The following is an 18,635-nucleotide window of genomic DNA, read 5'->3' as shown; positions in this document are numbered from 1 at the left end:
ATGTATATTTATTTAGAAAATGAACTGATAATTTCAGCAAAGGATATTATAAGTATTATTGATTATATACATTTTAAAAGTAATGATAATAAAGAGTTTTATAATAGTGAAATAAAAATTAAAAAAATAATAAATTTAGCTCCAGAAGAGGAGAAAAGTGTAGTGATAACTGATGATAAAATATATTTTACATCATATGCATTATCAACTCTGATGAGCCGAGGAAATGAGTATCTTAGAATAAGCGGAGGTAGTAATAGTAATGAGTAGTAATTATCAAGCGGAAAATATTACGGTCCTTGAAGGACTGGAGGCTGTAAGAAAAAGGCCTGGAATGTATATAGGTACCACTTCTGAAAGAGGACTTCACCATCTTGTATGGGAAATAGTAGACAATGCTGTAGACGAAGCTCTTGCAGGATATTGTGATAAGATTATTGTAAACATACTTCCAGACAACATTATAGAAGTAATTGATAATGGAAGAGGAATACCAGTTGGTATCCATCCTAAGTACAATAAATCAGCTCTAGAGATAGTACTTACTGTCTTACATGCAGGAGGAAAATTTGAAAATGACAACTACAAAGTATCTGGAGGACTTCATGGAGTAGGGGTATCAGTAGTAAATGCCCTTTCAGAATGGACAGATGTAACTGTAAAAACTGATGGGAAAATATGGTATCAAAAATATAATAGAGGTATACCAGAAGAGGATGTAAAAGAGATTGGAGTGACAACAGAACATGGGACAGCAGTAAGATTCAAAGCTGACCATGAGATATTTGAAACTCTTATTTATGATTATAATACTTTAAAAAATAGATTAAAAGAGTTGGCTTATTTAAATAAAGGTTTAGAAATACATTTGAGTGACAGTAGAAAAGAACCTTATAAAAAAGAAGAATTTAAATTCGAAGGAGGTATAGTAGATTTCCTTAAAGAGATAACTGAGGAAACTGAAAAACTTATACCTGAGCCAATATATATGTCTGGAGAAGTTGATAATGTAGCTGTAGACATTGCTTTCCTTTATACAGTAAATCAAGCAGAAGTTATATACTCATTTGTAAATAATATCAACACTCATGAGGGAGGAACTCATGTAAGTGGATTCAGAACTGCTCTGACAAGAGTAATAAATGATGTAGGAAAGGCTCAAGGATATCTGAAGGAAAAAGATGGAAAACTTCAAGGAAATGATATCAGAGAAGGAGTTACAGCAATTGTTTCTGTAAAAGTTCCTCAGCCTCAATTTGAAGGGCAGACTAAAACAAAACTTGGTAACTCAGAGGTTACAGGTATAGTATCAACTTTAGTAGGAACTAATCTGAAAATAGTTCTGGAAGATAATCCGAATGATACTAAGATAATAATAGAAAAAATACTTAATTCTAAAAAAGCCAGAGAAGCAGCTCAAAAAGCTAGAGAGCTGGTACTTAGAAAATCGGTTCTGGAAGTTGGATCACTTCCTGGTAAACTTGCTGACTGTTCATCTAAAAATCCAGATGAATGCGAAATTTACATAGTTGAGGGAGATTCAGCAGGAGGATCAGCAAAACAGGGAAGAGATAGATCTCATCAAGCTATACTTCCATTGAGAGGAAAAATACTGAATGTTGAAAAAGCAGGACTTCATAAATCACTTGAAAATAACGAAGTAAGGGCTATGATAACAGCTTTTGGTACAAGTATTGGTGACAGCTTCAATATAGAAAAACTTAGATATGGAAAGATAATACTTATGACAGATGCTGACGTAGACGGTGCTCACATTAGAACATTACTTCTTACTTTTATATACAGATTTATGGTAGATCTTATCTATAATGGAAATGTATATATTGCACAGCCACCTCTATATAAGATAACTACTGGTAAGCAGATAAGATATGCTTATACAGATAAGGAACTTAAAGAGATAACAGAGGTTTTTGAAGGGGATGACAGAAAATATACTCTTCAAAGATATAAAGGGCTGGGAGAGATGAATCCTGAACAGCTATGGGATACTACTATGAACCCTGATACAAGAACACTTCTGCAGGTAACTATAGATGATGCAAGAGCAGCAGATATGCTTTTTGATAAATTAATGGGAGATAAAGTAGATCCTAGAAGAGAATTTATAGAAGAGAATGCAGTATATGTAAAAAATCTTGATATCTAATAATATGTATATGAATAATAATAAAATATTAATATATGAAAAATTTTTAGAATCAAAGAAGAAATGTATATATTCTGCTTTAGAAGCTGAGAAATTTTAGGAGGATTAATAATGTCAAATGTTAATAATAGATATATAGAAGACGAGATGAAAGAATCATATCTCGATTATTCCATGAGTGTAATTGTCAGCAGGGCACTTCCAGATGTAAGAGATGGAATGAAACCAGTTCACAGAAGAATACTTTTTGCCATGAGCGAACTTGGAATGACTTATGATAAAGCATATAAAAAATCTGCCAGAATTGTTGGGGAAGTTCTAGGTAAATACCATCCACATGGAGACTCAGCAGTATATGGAACAATGGTAAGAATGGCTCAGGACTTTAACTACAGATATTTACTTGTAGATGGGCATGGAAACTTTGGATCAATAGATGGGGACTCAGCAGCAGCCATGAGATATACAGAAGCAAGGATGGCTAGAATCAGTAATGAACTTATGGATGATATTGATAAGAATACTATTGATTTCAGAAAGAACTTTGACGATTCATTAGATGAACCAACAGTGCTTCCAGCAAAATTACCAAACTTACTTCTTAATGGAGCAACAGGAATCGCAGTAGGAATGGCTACAAATATTCCTCCTCACAACCTTGGAGAACTTGTAGATGGAATACTTGCTCTTATAGATAATCCAGAACTCACTCCTTTAGATTTAATGGAGTATATAAAAGGACCAGACTTCCCTACTGGAGGGATAATTGATGGTCAAAAAGGTATCAGAGATGCCTATATGACTGGAAGAGGTAAAGTAAGAGTAAGGGGTAAGGTAGAAATAGAAGAACAAAAGAATGGAAAAGCTTCTATTATTATCAGAGAAATTCCATATCAATTGAATAAAGCTACTCTTATAGAAAGAATAGCTGACCTTGTAAAAGATAAAAGAGTAACTGGAATAACAGATTTAAGAGATGAGTCTGACAGACATGGAATCAGAGTAGTTATAGAAGTTAAAAAGGGTGAGGAACCAGAGCTTATATTGAATAAGCTATACAAATATACAGAACTTCAAAATACATTTGGTATAATTATGCTTGCTCTTGTAAATAATGCACCAAGAGTCCTTAACCTTAAAGAGATACTTCATGAATATATTAAACATAGATTTGAAGTAGTAACAAGAAGAACTAGATTTGATTTGGATAAAGCTGAAAAAAGAGCTCATATATTGCAAGGTTATAGAATAGCTCTTGATAATATTGATAGAATAATCGAAATTATCAGAGGATCATCAGATGGAAACCAAGCAAGAGAACTTTTAATAGAAAAATATGCTTTCTCAGATGTTCAAGCTAGAGCTATACTGGATATGAAGCTGCAAAGACTTACAGGTTTGGAAAGAGGAAAGATTGATGCTGAATATGCTGAAATTGAAAAATACATAGCTGAATTAAGAGAAATTCTTTCTGATGATTCTAAGATATATGAAATCATAAAAGAAGAACTTCTTTATTTAAAAGAAAAATACAATGATAAAAGAAGAACTCTTATTGAAAATGAAAGAATGGAAATACTTCCAGAAGACCTTATAAAAGATGAAAATGTGATACTTACTCTTACAAATAAAGGATATGTAAAGAGAATGGAAGTAAGTAAATACAAAGCTCAAAAAAGAGGTGGAAAGGGAGTAGCAAGCCAAAATACTATAGAGGATGATTTTGTTGAAAGTATAGAATCAGCTTCAAACTTAGATACTCTTATGATATTTACAAATCAAGGAAGAGTATTTAATATAAAAGTTTATGAGATTCCAGAGACATCTAAACAGTCAAGAGGAAAACTTATGAGCAATATTATCAGAACAAGAGAAGATGAAAAGATAAGAGCTGTCATCAAAACAAGAGATTTCTCTAAGGAGAATGAAGTTGTATTTGTTACTAAAGAAGGATTGATTAAGAAGACTAATCTAAATGAATTTAAAAATATTAATAATTCTGGATTAAAAGCTATCAAATTAAAAGAAGATGATGATATAATATATGTAGGACTAATAGAGAAGATTGATCAAGAACAAGTATTTATTGCTACAAAACAAGGATATTCTATTAGATTCAACAGTGATAATGTAAGACCTACAGGAAGAGATACTATGGGAGTTAAATCAATAACTCTGAGACCTGGAGATTCAATTGTATCAGCACTTCTAATCAAAGATGAAGAAGGAAGCATTCTTACAGTAACAGAAAATGGATATGGAAAAAGAACAAGAATAGATGAATATCCATTACAGGCAAGATCAGGTAAGGGAGTAATTAATATAAGATGCAATGCTAAAACAGGAGCAGTTGTATCAGTACTTCCAGTAACAGAAGGAGAAGAATTAATGGCTATTACTTCATCTGGTATAGTTATTAGAATGCCTCTTGATACAATTGCACTTTATGGAAGAGCTACTCAAGGTGTAATTATAATGAAAGTTGATGGAACTGAAAAAGTAGTATCAATAACTAGAGTACAATCTGAAGAGGAAGAAATAGATGAAATATCAGAATCTAGTTCTGTAGAAGCAGAAGATAACATAGAAGAAGCAGAAGTAGTAGAAACAAAGGAAGACTAATATTTTAAAAATGGGGTGGTATATATGAGAAAAGCTTTACTATTATTTGGAAATGAAATGGAAAGAGATAATCTTATTGAAAGTGCAGTTTATTTACAAAACAGTTTAGGCTTTAAAATAATGCCTCTTTACATCAAAGATATGTCTAGAGACAAAATAATAGCTGCTTCTACTGATGGAATGATGATGAGTGGAAGATCACCTTTTATAATGCAAGGCTGGGCTGATATGGAGAAACAGGAGATAGAAGATATTGAAAAAGTTCTTAAATTAAAAGGAATTGAATCTGAACTTGAAGTAGATATTGGTCTTGTTCCTGAGATAGTTACAGACAGAATGAAAAGCTGTGATACACTTCTTATTGGAAAAAATGAAGCTATTACTGAAAGAATAGTGAGCATTTTGAAAGGAAATTATAAATCTATAATTTTTATAGGAGAAAAACCTTTGAAAAAAATGGATAAGGTAATTATAGCTAATGATGATGGAGTAAAAATTAATAGAAGCTGTTACCAGTTTACTAATCTCTTCCCAGAAGTTAAGGAATTTACTTCATTTGTAATCAATAAAGAGATTGAAGAAAATCATCTTATAGGTTATCTTGAAGGAAAAGGAAAAACTATAAAACATGAAGTGCTTAATACAGCAGATTATGATGAAGTTCTTGAAAAGATAAATGGATATGATTTCTTTGTAATGGGAAATCTGAGCAGAAGTTATTTCTTTGAAAAGATAATTGGAAAAAATGGTATAAAATTATTAGAAAAGAGTAAAACACCTATATTTATAGGATAGTTTTTAGATAGGAATAGATCATGAAAATATTAGTTATATCAGATTCACATGGAAAACTGGAAAAGTTGATTTCTGTATATGAAAGAGAAAAACCTGACATGGTAATATGTGCTGGGGATTTCAGTGATGATGCAGAGGAGCTTTCCTATGTCTTTCCAGAAAATACCTACCATATAGTTAAAGGTAACTGCGATTATTATGATATGCAGAGAAGTGATGAGATGGTTCTTGAGCTAGGGGGATATAAAATCTTCCTAGCTCATGGTCATCATTACAGGGTAAAGCTTGAATATGAAACAATAGAAAAAAGAGGAAGAGAATTGGGCTGTGATGTGGTTATATTTGGTCATACACATAGACCATATCTTGAAAAAAAGAAAGGTATAACCCTATTCAATCCAGGGGCTGTACTGGGAAACGATTATGGAATAATAAAAATAAATAAAGAAAGTATTGATTTTCTTCTAAAAAGAATTTAAAATAATTAGATATATAGAAGATTTTTAGCCTTTGACATAGGGAGGAAAAATGAAGGAAAAGGTAGCACAATTAAAGGAACAAGCACAATCTAGCATAGAGAGCGCTGCTTCTTTACAGGAACTGGAAGAAATAAGAGTCAGCCTGCTAGGAAAAAAAGGGGAACTAACAGAGATTTCAAAAGGAATGAAAACTCTTTCTCCAGAGGAAAGACCAGTTATTGGGCAATTAGTAAATGAAACTAGAGAATTTATCAGTCAAATGCTGGATGAGAAGAACAATCAGTTAAAAGAAAAAGAAAAGAGAGCAAGACTGGAACAGGAAATCGTGGATATCACTCTTCCAGGAGAAGATATTGAACTTGGAACAAGCCATCCTATCACAGAAACAATGAATTTTATGAAAGATATATTCATTGAAATGGGATTTGATGTTGCAGATGGACCAGAAATAGAAAAAGTTGAGTATAACTTTGATGCTTTGAATATTCCAGAAACACACCCATCAAGAGATATAACAGATACTTTCTATATTTCAGATAATGTAGTATTGAGAACACAGACATCACCAGTACAAGTAAGATATATGCTTGAACATAAACCACCTTTCAGAATGATATGTCCTGGTAAAGTTTACAGACCTGACTATGATGTATCTCATACACCAATGTTCCACCAAATGGAAGGATTGATGATAGGTGAAAATATTTCTTTCGCTAATCTTAAAGGAATATTGACTCATTTTGTTAAAAAAGTTTTTGGTGAAACAGAAGTAAGATTTAGACCTCACTTTTTCCCATTTACAGAACCAAGTGCTGAGATGGACGTACAATGTGCTGTATGTAAAGGTAAAGGATGCAGAGTATGTAAAGACAGTGGATGGCTGGAAATAATGGGATGCGGAATGGTAGACCCAGAGGTATTGAAGGCAGTAGGTTATGATCCTAATGAAGTAAGTGGATTTGCTTTTGGAGTTGGAATAGAGAGAGTAACTATGCTGAGACATGGAATAGATGATCTTAGAGCATTTTTCGAAAATGATATAAGATTCTTAAAACAATTTAAATAATTCTGGAGGGAACAATGTTAATTTCTTTAGACTGGTTGAAACAGTATGTAGACATAAAAGAAGATATAAATCAGCTGGAAAATGCACTGACTATGATTGGTCAGGAAGTAGAAGCTATAGATGTTCAAGGTAAAGACCTTAACAATGTAGTTATAGGGCAGATCATTGAATATGGAAAACATCCAAATTCAGATAAACTTACTCTTTTGAAAGTGGATATTGGAGAGGAAGAAAAGCTGCAGATAATATGTGGAGCTCCAAACCATAAATTAGGAGATAAGGTAGTAGTAGCTAAAATTGGAGCTGTACTTCCTGGAGATTTTAAAATCAAAAAAAGCAAAATAAGAGATGTTGAATCTTGTGGTATGCTTTGCTCACAAGTTGAGTTAGGGATAGGAGAAGATAAGGATGGAATAATAATTCTTCCTGAAGATGCTCCAATAGGTGAAGAATATAGAAAATATGCAGGAATGGATGATGTTATATTTGAACTTGAAATAACTCCAAACAGACCTGACTGTCTTTCTCATATAGGAATAGCCAGAGAAGTAGCTGCTTATTATGGAAGAAAAGTAAAATATCCATCTTATGCTTTGAATGAAGTTATAGAATCTACGAATAACTATGCAAAGGTAAGAGTAGAAGATAAAGAAAGATGCAAAAGATACATGGGAAGAGTTATAAAGAATGTAACTATTGCTGAGTCACCTGAATGGCTTAAAAAGAGAATAAGAGCAATGGGATTAAAACCTATCAACAATATAGTTGATGTTACAAACTTTGTAATGTTTGAATATAATCAACCTATGCATGCTTTTGATTTAGATAAATTAGAGAACCAAACTGTAGTAATAAGAGCTGCAGAAATTGGAGAAAAAATAACTACTTTAGATGGAGTAGACAGAGAACTTAATAATGGAGAACTTGTAATAGCAGATGAGGTAAAACCAATAGCTATTGCTGGTATTATTGGGGGACAAGCTACTCAGATTGAACCTGAAACTAAGAACATATTTTTAGAAGTAGCATATTTTACTCCTGAAAATATTAGAAAATCAGCAAAAAGACTTGGAATTGTAACTGACTCTGGATATAGAAACGAAAGAGGCGTTGATATTGAAAATATTAATGAAGTTATAGACAGAGCTGCTGCTTTAATGGCAGAGGTTGCTTCTGGAGAAGTTTTAGATGAAGTAATAGATAAATATATGGAAAAACCTACAAAATTTGAAATACCTTTAAATCTTAATAAACTTAATAACTTTATAGGTAAAAAATTAGAATTTGACCAAGTGGGAAAAATTCTTACAAATTTAGGACTTGGAATTAAAACTTTATCTCAGGACACTCTTGTAGTAACACCTCCTGCTTATAGACAGGACTTGACTAGACCAGAAGATCTATATGAAGAAGTAATAAGAATGTATGGATTTGAAAATATAGAAGCTGTAATGCCAGTAGAAAATATTGAGTCTGGATTGAAAGATGTAAAAATATCAGTTGCTGATAATCTGAAAGAGATACTTAAAGAGATAGGATTACATGAAGTTATAAATTATACATTTATTCCTAAGGAAGCTTTAGATATTCTTCATATAAAAGATAAAGCAATAGAAATTAGCAATCCTTTAAGTGAAGATATGTCTATAGTAAGACCTACTTTAGTATATAGTCTTCTTGCAAATATAAGAGATAACATAAATAGAAATCAGTTTAATTTGAGATTCTATGAGGTATCAAAAGTATTTACACCAGCTGAAGAATTGGCAAAAGAAGATTTGAGAATCTGTATTGCAATATCAGGAAAACCAGAAAGAACTCTATGGAATCCAAAACCAGAAGCATATAACTTCTATACTATAAAAGGATATGTAGAAAAACTTCTTGAATATACAGGTATCAGTAGATACAAGCTTGAAAGAAGCACTAAAGAGATATTCCATCCTGGAAGAAGTGCTGACATTAGAATAGGAAATGATATCATTGGAACTTTTGGAGAGATACATCCAGACGTTCAAGAGGCTATGGATATAAAAAGAGAAAGAGTTTATGTTGCTGACATAGATTTAACAAGAGCATTAAAATATATGAAAAATGTTGTAAAATATGAAAGAGTAGTAAAATATCCAGAGGTAACTAGAGATTTGGCCATCGTACTTGATAAAAATGTACTTGTAGGAAATATGATAGATGACCTGAAAAAAGTTTCTCCTCTAATAGAAAAAATAGATATATTTGATATCTATGAAGGAGAAAAAATAGATGCAGATAAAAAATCGGCAGCTATCAGTATAGTACTTAGAGACAAGAAAAAAACTCTTACTGAAAAAGAAATAAATAATGTTATTGAAAAAGTGTTAAACACTATCTCTAAAAATTACAATGGAGAGATAAGACAATAAATATTTAGGAGGGTTAAGATGGATTCCTTAAAAGAGTTATTCAAGATAGGAAATGGGCCTTCAAGCTCACATACAATTGGGCCAGAAAGAGCAGCTAAAAAGTTTAAAGAGAGAACACCAGAGGCAGCAAGATATATAGTGGAGCTGTATGGATCTCTAGCACTGACAGGAAAGGGACACCTTACTGATTGGATAATAAAAGAAACTTTAAAACCAGCTGAAACTGAAATTGTATGGATGCCAGAAGTAGTATATGACTATCATACTAATGGGATGAAATTCAAGGCTTTAGACAATAGTGGAAATGTAGCAGATGAATGGGTAGTCTTCTCAGTGGGGGGAGGAACTATCATGGAATTAGGGCAAGAAAGAAGAGGACCTTCAAAAATCTATCCATTTTCAAAGATGGATGACATCAAAAAATGGTGTGAAGAAGGAAAAAAAGAATACTGGGAATATGTTGTAGAACATGAGGGAGAAGAGATATTTGACTTCCTTAAAGAGATATGGGAAGCAATGGAGGCAGCTGTTGAAAGAGGAATAGAAAAAACAGGGGTACTTCCAGGAACTTTGAAATTATCTAGAAGAGCCCAAGGGTTCTATAGAAAAGCAAGAAATAATCATGGAAGAGGAGGATTCCTTGGAAGAATATTCGCTTATACATTGGCAGTATCTGAAGAAAATGGAGCTGGTGGAAGGGTAGTAACTGCCCCAACATGTGGAGCTTCTGGAATCATTCCAGGACTTTTATATGCGCTTAAAGAAGAGTATGAGATATCTGAAAAAGAACTTCTCAAAGGATTGGCAATAGCTGGTCTTATAGGAAATATAGTAAAAGAAAATGCTACTATATCAGGAGCTGAAGGTGGATGTCAGGCTGAGGTAGGAACTGCATGTGCAATGGCAGCAGGTATGGCATGTTTCCTTTTAGGAGGATCACTGGATCAGATAGAATATGCTTCAGAAATGGCATTGGAACATCATTTGGGACTTACTTGTGACCCAGTAGGTGGATATGTACAGATTCCTTGTATAGAGAGAAATGCAGCAGCTTCTGCTAGAGCATTGGACTCAGCAGCATACAGTCTTTATACTGATGGAAAACATACAATTTCTTTTGACCAAGTGGTTATAACTATGGGAGAAACAGGAAAAGACTTGAAGAGTGAATATAAAGAAACTTCTTTGGGAGGACTTGCAAAATTCAGATTTAATGCTGAATGTTAAAATAAATTTATAAGAATATATCAAGAGGCAGTTTCAGAAAATCACAGAGTTTTTTGAGCCGCCTCTTAAACTTTTTATATAATATGGAGTAAAAGTACAGAAAAAAGGAAGGAATAAGGTATGAAACTAGTTGTAGGCCTTGGTAATCCGGGAGATAAATATGCCAAGACAAGACATAATATAGGTTTTGAAGTTATCAATAAATTGCAGAAAGACTTGAATATAATAGGAGAAAAGGATAAATTTCAAGGTCTTTTAAGTGAGAAAAATATAGATGGAGAAAAGGTTTTATTTTTAAAACCTCAGACATTTATGAATCTCAGTGGAAATTCGATAGCTGCTGTTGTAAATTTTTATAAAATAGATGCTAAAAATGATATGATAGTAATCTATGATGATATGGACCTTCCAGTAGGAAAATTGAGAGTAAAAGAGAAGGGAAGTTCAGGAGGGCATAATGGAATAAAATCTATTATTTCTCATTTAGGTGATGAGTTTTTACGTATTAAATGTGGCATAGGAAAGAGTAAAGATGACACTATTGATTTTGTCCTAGGTCAGTTTGATAAAAGTGAACAAGAAATTGTTGATAAAATGTTGGAGAATGCTTCTGATTGTGCTTTAGATTTAATAAGAGATATTGAATTGGGCAGAATAATGCAGAAATATAACAAAAAGTAATGACTTACACTAGAAAAAAATAACGAAAACATATTGTTAAATAGATATAAATGTGGTAAACTGATTAGTAGAAATTAACTTTATGAAAGGAGATTCATATGAGATTTTTTGGTTTCAGAGGTGGAGTGCATCCGCCTGAAAATAAACTACAGACAGAAAATATGCCAGTAGAAAAACTAGCAGCACCAAAAATGTTGTATATATCTTTGTTACAACATATAGGATCACCACTAGATCCAATCGTAGCTATTGGAGATAAAGTACTTAAAGGTCAGAAAATAGCTGACTCTCAAGCATTTTTAACATCTCCTATACACTCACCAGTAAGTGGTACAGTTAAAAAAATTGAAGAACATGTATTTCCATTAATGGGAAGAATTAAGACTATCATGATTGAAAATGATGGGGAAGAAACTTGGGCAGAATTAACTAAGATAGAAAATTGGGAAACTGCTGACAAGAAAGATTTATTAGCAATGATTAGAGAAAAAGGAATTGTAGGTATTGGAGGGGCAAGTTTCCCTACTCATGTAAAACTTAATCCACCTGCAGATGTAAAGATTGATACTTTACTATTAAATGGAGCAGAGTGTGAACCTTACCTTAATTCAGACAACAGACTTATGCTTGAACATCCAGAAACTATAATTGAAGGTATTAAAATCATCAAAAAAGTTTTAGGAGTAGAAACTGCTATCATAGGTATTGAAGAAAATAAACCTGAAGCAATAGCTTCTATGAAAAAAGCTGCTGAAGGAACTGGAATAGAGATAGCTCCTCTAAAGACAAAATATCCTCAAGGAGGAGAAAAACAATTAATTAAAGCTGTTTTAGATAGAGAGGTTCCATCTGGTAAACTTCCATCAGCAGTAGGAGTAGTAGTTCAAAATACAGGAACTGCCGCTGCTATATATGAAGGATTAGTAAATGGTACTCCTCTAATTGAAAAAGTAGTTACAGTTTCAGGAAAAGCAATAGCAAATCCTAAAAATATAAAAATAGCTATTGGAACACCATTTTCTTATATACTTGACCAATGTGGAGTAAACAGAGAGGTAATGGATAAATTAGTAATGGGTGGACCAATGATGGGAATGGCTCAATTCTCAGAAGAAGCTCCAGTAATTAAAGGAACTTCTGGATTGTTAGCTCTTACTAAAGAGGAGACAAATCCTTATAAACCAAAAGCTTGTATAGGATGTGGAAAATGTATAGGAGCATGTCCAATGCTTCTGGAACCTATCATGTTTGCAAGACTTGCTGCTTTTGAACAGTGGGAAGAAATTGGAAAATACAACCTGATGGATTGTATTGAGTGTGGATCATGTGCTTATATATGTCCTGCTAACAGACCATTGACAGAAGCTATTAAAATAGGTAAATCAAAATTAAGAGCAATGAAAAAATAACATACAGTAAAGTTATTAAGTTATTAGGAGGGTACAAGTGACTAATATTTTGAAGATGGGGCCATCACCTCATATAAGAACATCAGAAACAGTTGAAAAAGTAATGTATGATGTAATAATATCTTTAATACCAGCATTTTTAGTTGCTGTATATGTTTTTGGAATAAGAGCATTTATAGTTACTTCAGTTGCTATATTATCATGTATTGTTACAGAGTTTGTTTGTCAAAAAATAATGAATCAGGATATATCTGTATTTGACGGAAGTGCAATTCTTACAGGTATTCTATTTTCTTTTGTTATACCAGTTAATATGTCTCTTATTTATGTAATTATTGGGTCAATAGTTTCTATTGCTCTTGGTAAAATGGTATTTGGAGGACTTGGACATAACATATTTAACCCTGCATTAGTAGGTAGAGCATTTGTTCAAGCATCTTGGCCAGTGGCTATCACTACTTTCACTTTAGATGGAAAAGCTGGAGCTACAGTATTGGATGCTATGAAAAGAGGGCTTCCTTTAGATGGAGCTTTATTAGAAGGTGGAAACCAATATGTTCAAGCTTTTGTAGGTAGAATGGGAGGATGTTTAGGAGAAACTTCAGCTCTTGCTCTTCTTATTGGAGGAATATATCTTATATATAAAGGACATATAGACTGGAAAATGCCTGTTTTAATAATAGGTACAGTATTTATTCTTACTTGGGCAATGGGGGGAGATCCTATAATGCACATCCTTTCAGGAGGGTTATTCTTAGGAGCTTTCTATATGGCAACAGATATGGTAACAAGTCCATATACACCAAAAGGTAAAGTAATATTTGCATTGGGATTAGGATTACTTATATCTTTGATTAGAATGAAAGGTGGATATCCAGAAGGGGTAGCTTATTCTATTCTTATCATGAATGGAGTTGTTCCATTAATCAATAGATATACTGCACCTAAAAAATTTGGTGAGGTGAAGTCTAATGAAAAATAGATTTGTGCATTATGGAGCAGTTCTTTTTATAATTGCAGCTGTATCAGCTGGAATACTAGCTGTAGTAAATGATCTAACTAAAACTGTAATAGAAAAAAATGAAATTGCAGCTGTAAACTTAGCAAGAAAGAATGTTCTATCTTCTGCTGATACATTCAAACCTGAAGAATCAGTAAAAGCTGAAGGGTTAGAATTCATACCTGGATATAATGCAGCTGGAGAGCTTACAGGTTATGTTGTATCTGTTGCTCAAGGTGGATATGCTGCAGATATCAACTTTGTTTTAGGAATTGATAAAGATGGCAAAATTGCAGGATTGGACATCATAGGAAGTCAGGAAACTCCAGGACTTGGAGCTAAAGTTATGGATAAAGCATGGCAGGCTATCTGGGTAGGAAGAGATTCATCATATGTGTTCAATAAATCTACAGATGCATTTGCAGGAGCTACTATATCTCCAACAGCAGTTTATACTGGAATGATGAGAGCTTTGACAGTCTATGACAAAGAGGTGAGAAAATAGTGGAGAAAAATAACTATGGAAAAATATTCTTTGAAGGTATATTTACAGGAAATCCTGTATTTATACTTCTATTGGGACTATGTCCTACACTTGGAGTTACAAGTTCAGCAATAAATGGTATGTCAATGGGATTGGCTGTTGTAGCTGTTCTTGCTTGTTCAAATGTTTTAATCTCTGCATTTAAGAAATTAATTCCTGATCAAGTTAGAATTCCTGCATTTATCATGATCATAGCTTCACTAGTTACAATTGTTGAAATGATTATGAAGGCATATACTCCTGATCTTTATAAAGTATTGGGATTATTTATTCCTCTTATAGTTGTTAACTGTATAGTATTGGGAAGAGCAGAAAGCTTTGCATCAAAAAATGGTGTACTAGCATCTTTAGTTGATGGAGTAGGAACAGGACTTGGATTTACTTTATCTCTTACAGTATTAGGTGCTATCAGAGAGGCTCTTGGTAACGGATCTGTATTCGGTATCAATTTTGCTCCTGCAAGCTTCACTCCTGCACTTATATTTATACTTGCACCTGGAGCTTTCCTTACAATTGGATGTATCATAGCAACTCTTAATTATCTAAAGATGAAAAAGAGTAAGGAGGGATAGAAAGTGACTTTTGGAAGTATTTTTAGTATTATAGTAGGTTCTATATTTATAAATAACGTTATCTTTGCTAAATTCTTAGGTTGTTGTCCTTTCATGGGAGTATCTAAAAAGATAGATGCTTCATTGGGAATGGGAATGGCAGTAACTTTCGTTATCACATTGGCTTCTGGGATAACTTGGCTTGTATATCATTTTTTACTTGCTCCATTTGGATTAGACTATTTGCAGACTATAGCTTTTATATTAATCATAGCAGCATTGGTTCAATTCGTTGAAATGGCTATTGCTAAGACTTCACCAAGTCTTTATAAAGCTCTTGGAGTATTCCTTCCTCTTATTACAACTAACTGTGCAGTACTAGGGGTAGCAATCATCAATATACAAGAAGGTTTCAATTTTATTGAAACATTAGTAAATGGATTTTCTGTTGCAGTAGGATTCTCACTAGCATTAGTATTACTTGCTGGTATCAGAGAAAGAATAGAATACTCAGCTATTCCAGCACCATTTAAAGGAGTACCAATTGCATTTATATCAGCTGGTCTTCTTGCTATGGCGTTTATGGGATTTAGTGGAATGCAAATATAAATATTTTGGAGGTTAATATGAACGCAGTAATAATGCCTGTGTTGGTTTTAGGACTAACAGGTCTTGCTATGGGGTTGTTCTTGGCCTTTGCTTCAAAGAAATTTGAAGTTGAAGTGGACCCAAAAATAGAACAAATAATGGGTATTCTTCCTGGTGCAAACTGTGGAGGATGTGGATTTCCTGGATGTGCTGGATATGCAGCAGCAGTTGTAAATGAAGGTGCAGGAATGTCACTATGTGCCCCAGGAGGAGCTAGTGTAGCTGAAGGAATAGGGCAGATTATGGGAGCTACAGTAGAAGTATCTGATGAAAAAATAGTTGCTAAAGTATTATGCCAAGGAGATAATACAAGAACTACTAAAATATATGAATTTGATGGAGAACTTCAAACTTGTGCTGCAATGATGCTTTATGCAGGTGGAGATAAATCATGTGTTTATTCATGTTTAGGACATGGAGACTGTGAAAGAGTATGTCCAGTAAATGCAATTAAAGTAAATGATAAAGGAATTGCTGAAGTAAATGAAGATAAATGTATCTCTTGTGGATTATGCCAAAAAGCATGTCCAAAGAAAGTTATCTCAATGCTTCCTCAAAATAAAAAAGTTACAGTACTTTGTTCTTCTAAAGAGAAGGGTGCTACAGCAAGAAAAGCTTGTTCAACTGCTTGTATAGGATGCGGACTATGTAAAAAAGCATGTCCAGTGGATGCTATTACAGTTGAAAATAATCTTGCTAAAATTGATCCTGAGAAATGTATCCAATGTGGTCTATGTGCTGCTAAATGTCCTACAAACGCAATAAAAAGCGAAATAAAGGAAGTTAAAAAAGCTGAAATCATAGAAGAAAAATGTGTTGGATGTACTCTATGTGCTAAAGTTTGTCCAGTAGGAGCTGTAGAAGGAGAACTTAAAGCTAAACATAAAATAGATCAAGAAAAATGTATAGGATGCGGATTATGTTTTGATAAATGTAAGTTAAAAGCTATCAAAATGAATGTAATTGAAAGAAGAGATTAATTGTATATAACCAATAATAAAAGACACTCATAATTAGTTGGGTGTCTTTTTTTATTTCTTAGGAAATTATAATTTGATAAATTTGTTGAAAAAATAAAAAATATTAATTATTTTGTATTCATATTAGATATATTAATTGAATAAGATTAAAATTGACAGCACAAAAAAGCTGATTGTTAATCAGCTATTTAGCGATATTCTTTCCAGCAAATGGAGCCTGTATGTATATTAAAATAAGATATTTTTTTAACTTTCATTCTGGTATTACATTTAAAACAATAAAAAGGATTTACTCCAAAAGCTTTCCATATTTCAAGTTGATAAAAAGTAAAATTGGAATATTTAGAGACATATTTTCTCATGAATTTCATGATGTTTTTAAGTTCTGATTTAATATTTCTAGAATAGATTCCAAAGCGCCTAATCATTTTGAAATGTTTAGGGGGAATGTGAATAATTAATTTGGAAAGAAATGTTTCTGCATCTAAAGTAAGCTCAATTCTTTGTTTATCATCAGCAAGACTTTCATAATAGAAAGTAACCTTATTATCATAAAAATCAATAATTTTATATTCTGCGATAGGAGCTCTTGCTAGATATCTGCCAATATATTTAATTGCATAAATATTATTATTTAAATCATTTTTTGCAACATTGAAAAAGAATCTTGTATTTTTGCGATAAAGGTAGTTAGCAGCAGCATAAGCTTTAGCTTTAATTTCAGGCTTGTCATAATTTCCAGATTTAACAATATCAATAACCATTTTTTTCCATTGTCCAGCAATGGAATTGACATGAAAATATTTTTTTTCAAGAAATTGGTAGTTTTTATTGAAACCACCTAAAGTAACAATAGCATGAATATGAGGGTTCCATTTAAGATCGCGTCCAAAGGTGTGAATAACAGTAATCAATCCATAATGAATGATATCTGAGTTAGTAAAGTATTTAGAAGAATATTTTGAAATTTTATGAATTCTTTGATTTTTTGCTTTAATGTTATGAAATTGATATTTAAAAACATCATTAACAGCATAAGCAAGCTTAGTTAAAAGATCTCTATCATAGAAGAAAAACATTCTAAGTTCTTCAGGAATAGTAAAAAGGACACTTCTATGTTTAACATCAATAAGAGAAGTGGAAGTTTTTTCAGTTCAAACAGCAGAATAACGTTTACCGCAGGAAGGACAAAATCTAGATTTACAAGTAACTTTAATTTTATGCGCATCATGACAATTAGGGCATTGAAGAGAGAGAAAAGATTTATCAATAGAACAAGCTAAGAATTTTTGAATAGTCTGTTTAACATCCTCAAAATGCTCATTTTTAAAATATTTCTTGATTTTACCTAAAAGATTTGTTATATTGATTTTAGAGATAATATGTTTGATTTGCATGTATGTCTCCTTTGTATAATTAGGGTGGTAACTATATTATACAAAAAAGAGAGCTGAGTAAAACATTTTTTTAAATGTTACTCAGCTTTTTTTATATATGAGATAAATTTAAATTGTGAAACCTTGTTAAATGGTATTAAATTAAGCAAATAAATTCTTTTTTATACTTGACTTTTAGAATTAAATAACTATAATATCGGTTGAATATATTTATTAAATGACTTTTATAAATATATGAAAAATGATTTTGGAGGATTTGATGAAAGAAAAAAGTTACAGTGAAACAATGGAAGAGTATATGTTCAAAAAACTAGAAGAAGGAAATAATTTTGAACTGCATATTCAACAAGTTTATGTGAATGAGTTAGGAGAATGGACAGATGTAAAAAAAGCTGCAAAAGCTACAAGAAGGCATACTAACACTATATACTATATGGCAAAAAATAATATGCTGATAACAAGAAAATATGGTAATAGAATCTCAATATTCAGCAGAAGTTTAATATTTGCTAATGGAGATAGAATGTAAAAAAAATTATATTATAGGGAAGTGAAAATGAATTACAAAATTACTTGCTTTAAAACGATCTTTAAATCGGAATTTTAATTATTGTTCGTGTAAATGTATAAACACGAACTTTTTTATTATACAATTATACTCTTT

The 18,635-nt window shown here is 32.3% G+C and carries 17 protein-coding genes and 1 pseudogene; 16 read left to right on the top strand and 2 right to left on the bottom strand.

Annotated elements, in window-relative coordinates:
• From remB to E0E45_RS14730, 15 genes are all read left to right on the top strand, one after another.
• Positions 1-270, top strand: a complete 270-nt coding sequence (gene remB / locus E0E45_RS14800; RefSeq protein ID WP_130891874.1) for an extracellular matrix regulator RemB — start codon at positions 1-3, stop codon at positions 268-270.
• Positions 263-2,170, top strand: coding sequence for a DNA topoisomerase (ATP-hydrolyzing) subunit B (gene gyrB / locus E0E45_RS14795; protein WP_130891873.1), 1,908 nt, complete (start codon positions 263-265; stop codon positions 2,168-2,170). Before remB ends, gyrB begins: the two co-directional genes overlap by 8 nt.
• A 111-nt stretch (positions 2,171-2,281) precedes the next feature.
• Entirely contained in the window at positions 2,282-4,792 is a 2,511-nt protein-coding gene (gene gyrA, locus E0E45_RS14790) for a DNA gyrase subunit A (RefSeq protein ID WP_130891872.1), read from the top strand.
• Between the two features lie 24 nt (positions 4,793-4,816).
• Positions 4,817-5,587: a hypothetical protein gene (locus E0E45_RS14785; RefSeq protein WP_130891871.1), complete on the top strand. Its 771-nt coding sequence runs from the start codon at positions 4,817-4,819 to the stop codon at positions 5,585-5,587.
• Between the two features lie 20 nt (positions 5,588-5,607).
• Positions 5,608-6,066 (top strand): metallophosphoesterase, encoded by a 459-nt coding sequence (locus E0E45_RS14780; protein WP_130891870.1) that lies wholly within the window; start codon positions 5,608-5,610, stop codon positions 6,064-6,066.
• A gap of 49 nt (positions 6,067-6,115) precedes the next feature.
• Positions 6,116-7,132 (top strand): phenylalanine--tRNA ligase subunit alpha, encoded by a 1,017-nt coding sequence (gene pheS, locus E0E45_RS14775; protein WP_130891869.1) that lies wholly within the window; start codon positions 6,116-6,118, stop codon positions 7,130-7,132.
• Positions 7,133-7,146: 14 nt separating this feature from the next.
• On the top strand, positions 7,147-9,534 hold the full coding sequence (gene pheT, locus E0E45_RS14770; RefSeq protein ID WP_130891868.1) for a phenylalanine--tRNA ligase subunit beta: 2,388 nt from the start codon (positions 7,147-7,149) through the stop codon (positions 9,532-9,534).
• A gap of 18 nt (positions 9,535-9,552) precedes the next feature.
• On the top strand, positions 9,553-10,761 hold the full coding sequence (locus E0E45_RS14765) for an L-serine ammonia-lyase, iron-sulfur-dependent, subunit alpha (RefSeq protein ID WP_130891867.1): 1,209 nt from the start codon (positions 9,553-9,555) through the stop codon (positions 10,759-10,761).
• Positions 10,762-10,881: 120 nt separating this feature from the next.
• On the top strand, positions 10,882-11,442 hold the full coding sequence (gene pth, locus E0E45_RS14760; RefSeq protein WP_130891866.1) for an aminoacyl-tRNA hydrolase: 561 nt from the start codon (positions 10,882-10,884) through the stop codon (positions 11,440-11,442).
• 98 nt (positions 11,443-11,540) lie between these two features.
• Entirely contained in the window at positions 11,541-12,851 is a 1,311-nt protein-coding gene (rsxC, locus tag E0E45_RS14755) for an electron transport complex subunit RsxC (protein WP_130891865.1), read from the top strand.
• 37 nt (positions 12,852-12,888) lie between these two features.
• The gene (locus tag E0E45_RS14750) at positions 12,889-13,833 is read left to right on the top strand and encodes an RnfABCDGE type electron transport complex subunit D (RefSeq protein ID WP_130891864.1); all 945 of its coding nucleotides are present in this window, start codon (positions 12,889-12,891) and stop codon (positions 13,831-13,833) included.
• Entirely contained in the window at positions 13,823-14,356 is a 534-nt protein-coding gene (locus E0E45_RS14745) for an RnfABCDGE type electron transport complex subunit G (protein ID WP_130891863.1), read from the top strand. Before E0E45_RS14750 ends, E0E45_RS14745 begins: the two co-directional genes overlap by 11 nt.
• Positions 14,356-14,967, top strand: coding sequence for an electron transport complex subunit RsxE (rsxE, locus tag E0E45_RS14740; RefSeq protein ID WP_008699068.1), 612 nt, complete (start codon positions 14,356-14,358; stop codon positions 14,965-14,967). Before E0E45_RS14745 ends, rsxE begins: the two co-directional genes overlap by 1 nt.
• 3 nt (positions 14,968-14,970) lie before the next feature.
• Positions 14,971-15,555 carry an electron transport complex subunit RsxA gene (rsxA, locus tag E0E45_RS14735; protein ID WP_005978520.1) on the top strand — a complete coding sequence of 195 codons (585 nt, stop codon included), beginning with the start codon at positions 14,971-14,973 and terminating at the stop codon, positions 15,553-15,555.
• Between the two features lie 17 nt (positions 15,556-15,572).
• The gene (locus E0E45_RS14730; RefSeq protein ID WP_005951810.1) at positions 15,573-16,574 is read left to right on the top strand and encodes an RnfABCDGE type electron transport complex subunit B; all 1,002 of its coding nucleotides are present in this window, start codon (positions 15,573-15,575) and stop codon (positions 16,572-16,574) included.
• Positions 16,575-16,762: 188 nt separating this feature from the next.
• Here the strand turns inward: E0E45_RS14730 and E0E45_RS14725 are convergent.
• Together E0E45_RS14725 and E0E45_RS14720 are read right to left on the bottom strand one after the other, a co-directional pair.
• Positions 16,763-17,713, bottom strand: a pseudogene (locus tag E0E45_RS14725) (IS91 family transposase); the annotation flags it as partial.
• A gap of 15 nt (positions 17,714-17,728) precedes the next feature.
• Positions 17,729-17,971 (bottom strand): transposase zinc-binding domain-containing protein, encoded by a 243-nt coding sequence (locus tag E0E45_RS14720; RefSeq protein ID WP_130889764.1) that lies wholly within the window; start codon positions 17,969-17,971, stop codon positions 17,729-17,731.
• A gap of 259 nt (positions 17,972-18,230) precedes the next feature.
• Here E0E45_RS14720 and E0E45_RS14715 point away from each other — a divergent pair, with 259 nt between their 5' ends.
• Positions 18,231-18,500: a DNA-binding protein gene (locus E0E45_RS14715; protein WP_130891862.1), complete on the top strand. Its 270-nt coding sequence runs from the start codon at positions 18,231-18,233 to the stop codon at positions 18,498-18,500.
• The last annotated feature ends 135 nt before the right edge of the window (positions 18,501-18,635 follow it).

Source organism: Fusobacterium ulcerans ATCC 49185 (genome assembly GCF_900683735.1).
GTDB lineage: Bacteria > Fusobacteriota > Fusobacteriia > Fusobacteriales > Fusobacteriaceae > Fusobacterium_A > Fusobacterium_A ulcerans_A.
This window is presented reverse-complemented; position numbering and strand designations above follow the sequence as displayed.

What these genes read in the sequence shown, in the direction of transcription:
- remB (WP_130891874.1), top strand. Translation starts at nt 1, where the DNA reads ATGTATATTTATTTAGAAAATGAACTGATAATTTCAGCAAAGGATATT.
- gyrB (WP_130891873.1), top strand. Translation starts at nt 263, where the DNA reads ATGAGTAGTAATTATCAAGCGGAAAATATTACGGTCCTTGAAGGACTG.
- gyrA (WP_130891872.1), top strand. Translation starts at nt 2,282, where the DNA reads ATGTCAAATGTTAATAATAGATATATAGAAGACGAGATGAAAGAATCA.
- E0E45_RS14785 (WP_130891871.1), top strand. Translation starts at nt 4,817, where the DNA reads ATGAGAAAAGCTTTACTATTATTTGGAAATGAAATGGAAAGAGATAAT.
- E0E45_RS14780 (WP_130891870.1), top strand. Translation starts at nt 5,608, where the DNA reads ATGAAAATATTAGTTATATCAGATTCACATGGAAAACTGGAAAAGTTG.
- pheS (WP_130891869.1), top strand. Translation starts at nt 6,116, where the DNA reads ATGAAGGAAAAGGTAGCACAATTAAAGGAACAAGCACAATCTAGCATA.
- pheT (WP_130891868.1), top strand. Translation starts at nt 7,147, where the DNA reads ATGTTAATTTCTTTAGACTGGTTGAAACAGTATGTAGACATAAAAGAA.
- E0E45_RS14765 (WP_130891867.1), top strand. Translation starts at nt 9,553, where the DNA reads ATGGATTCCTTAAAAGAGTTATTCAAGATAGGAAATGGGCCTTCAAGC.
- pth (WP_130891866.1), top strand. Translation starts at nt 10,882, where the DNA reads ATGAAACTAGTTGTAGGCCTTGGTAATCCGGGAGATAAATATGCCAAG.
- rsxC (WP_130891865.1), top strand. Translation starts at nt 11,541, where the DNA reads ATGAGATTTTTTGGTTTCAGAGGTGGAGTGCATCCGCCTGAAAATAAA.
- E0E45_RS14745 (WP_130891863.1), top strand. Translation starts at nt 13,823, where the DNA reads ATGAAAAATAGATTTGTGCATTATGGAGCAGTTCTTTTTATAATTGCA.
- E0E45_RS14730 (WP_005951810.1), top strand. Translation starts at nt 15,573, where the DNA reads ATGAACGCAGTAATAATGCCTGTGTTGGTTTTAGGACTAACAGGTCTT.
- E0E45_RS14720 (WP_130889764.1), bottom strand. Translation starts at nt 17,971, where the DNA reads ATGCAAATCAAACATATTATCTCTAAAATCAATATAACAAATCTTTTA.
- E0E45_RS14715 (WP_130891862.1), top strand. Translation starts at nt 18,231, where the DNA reads ATGAAAGAAAAAAGTTACAGTGAAACAATGGAAGAGTATATGTTCAAA.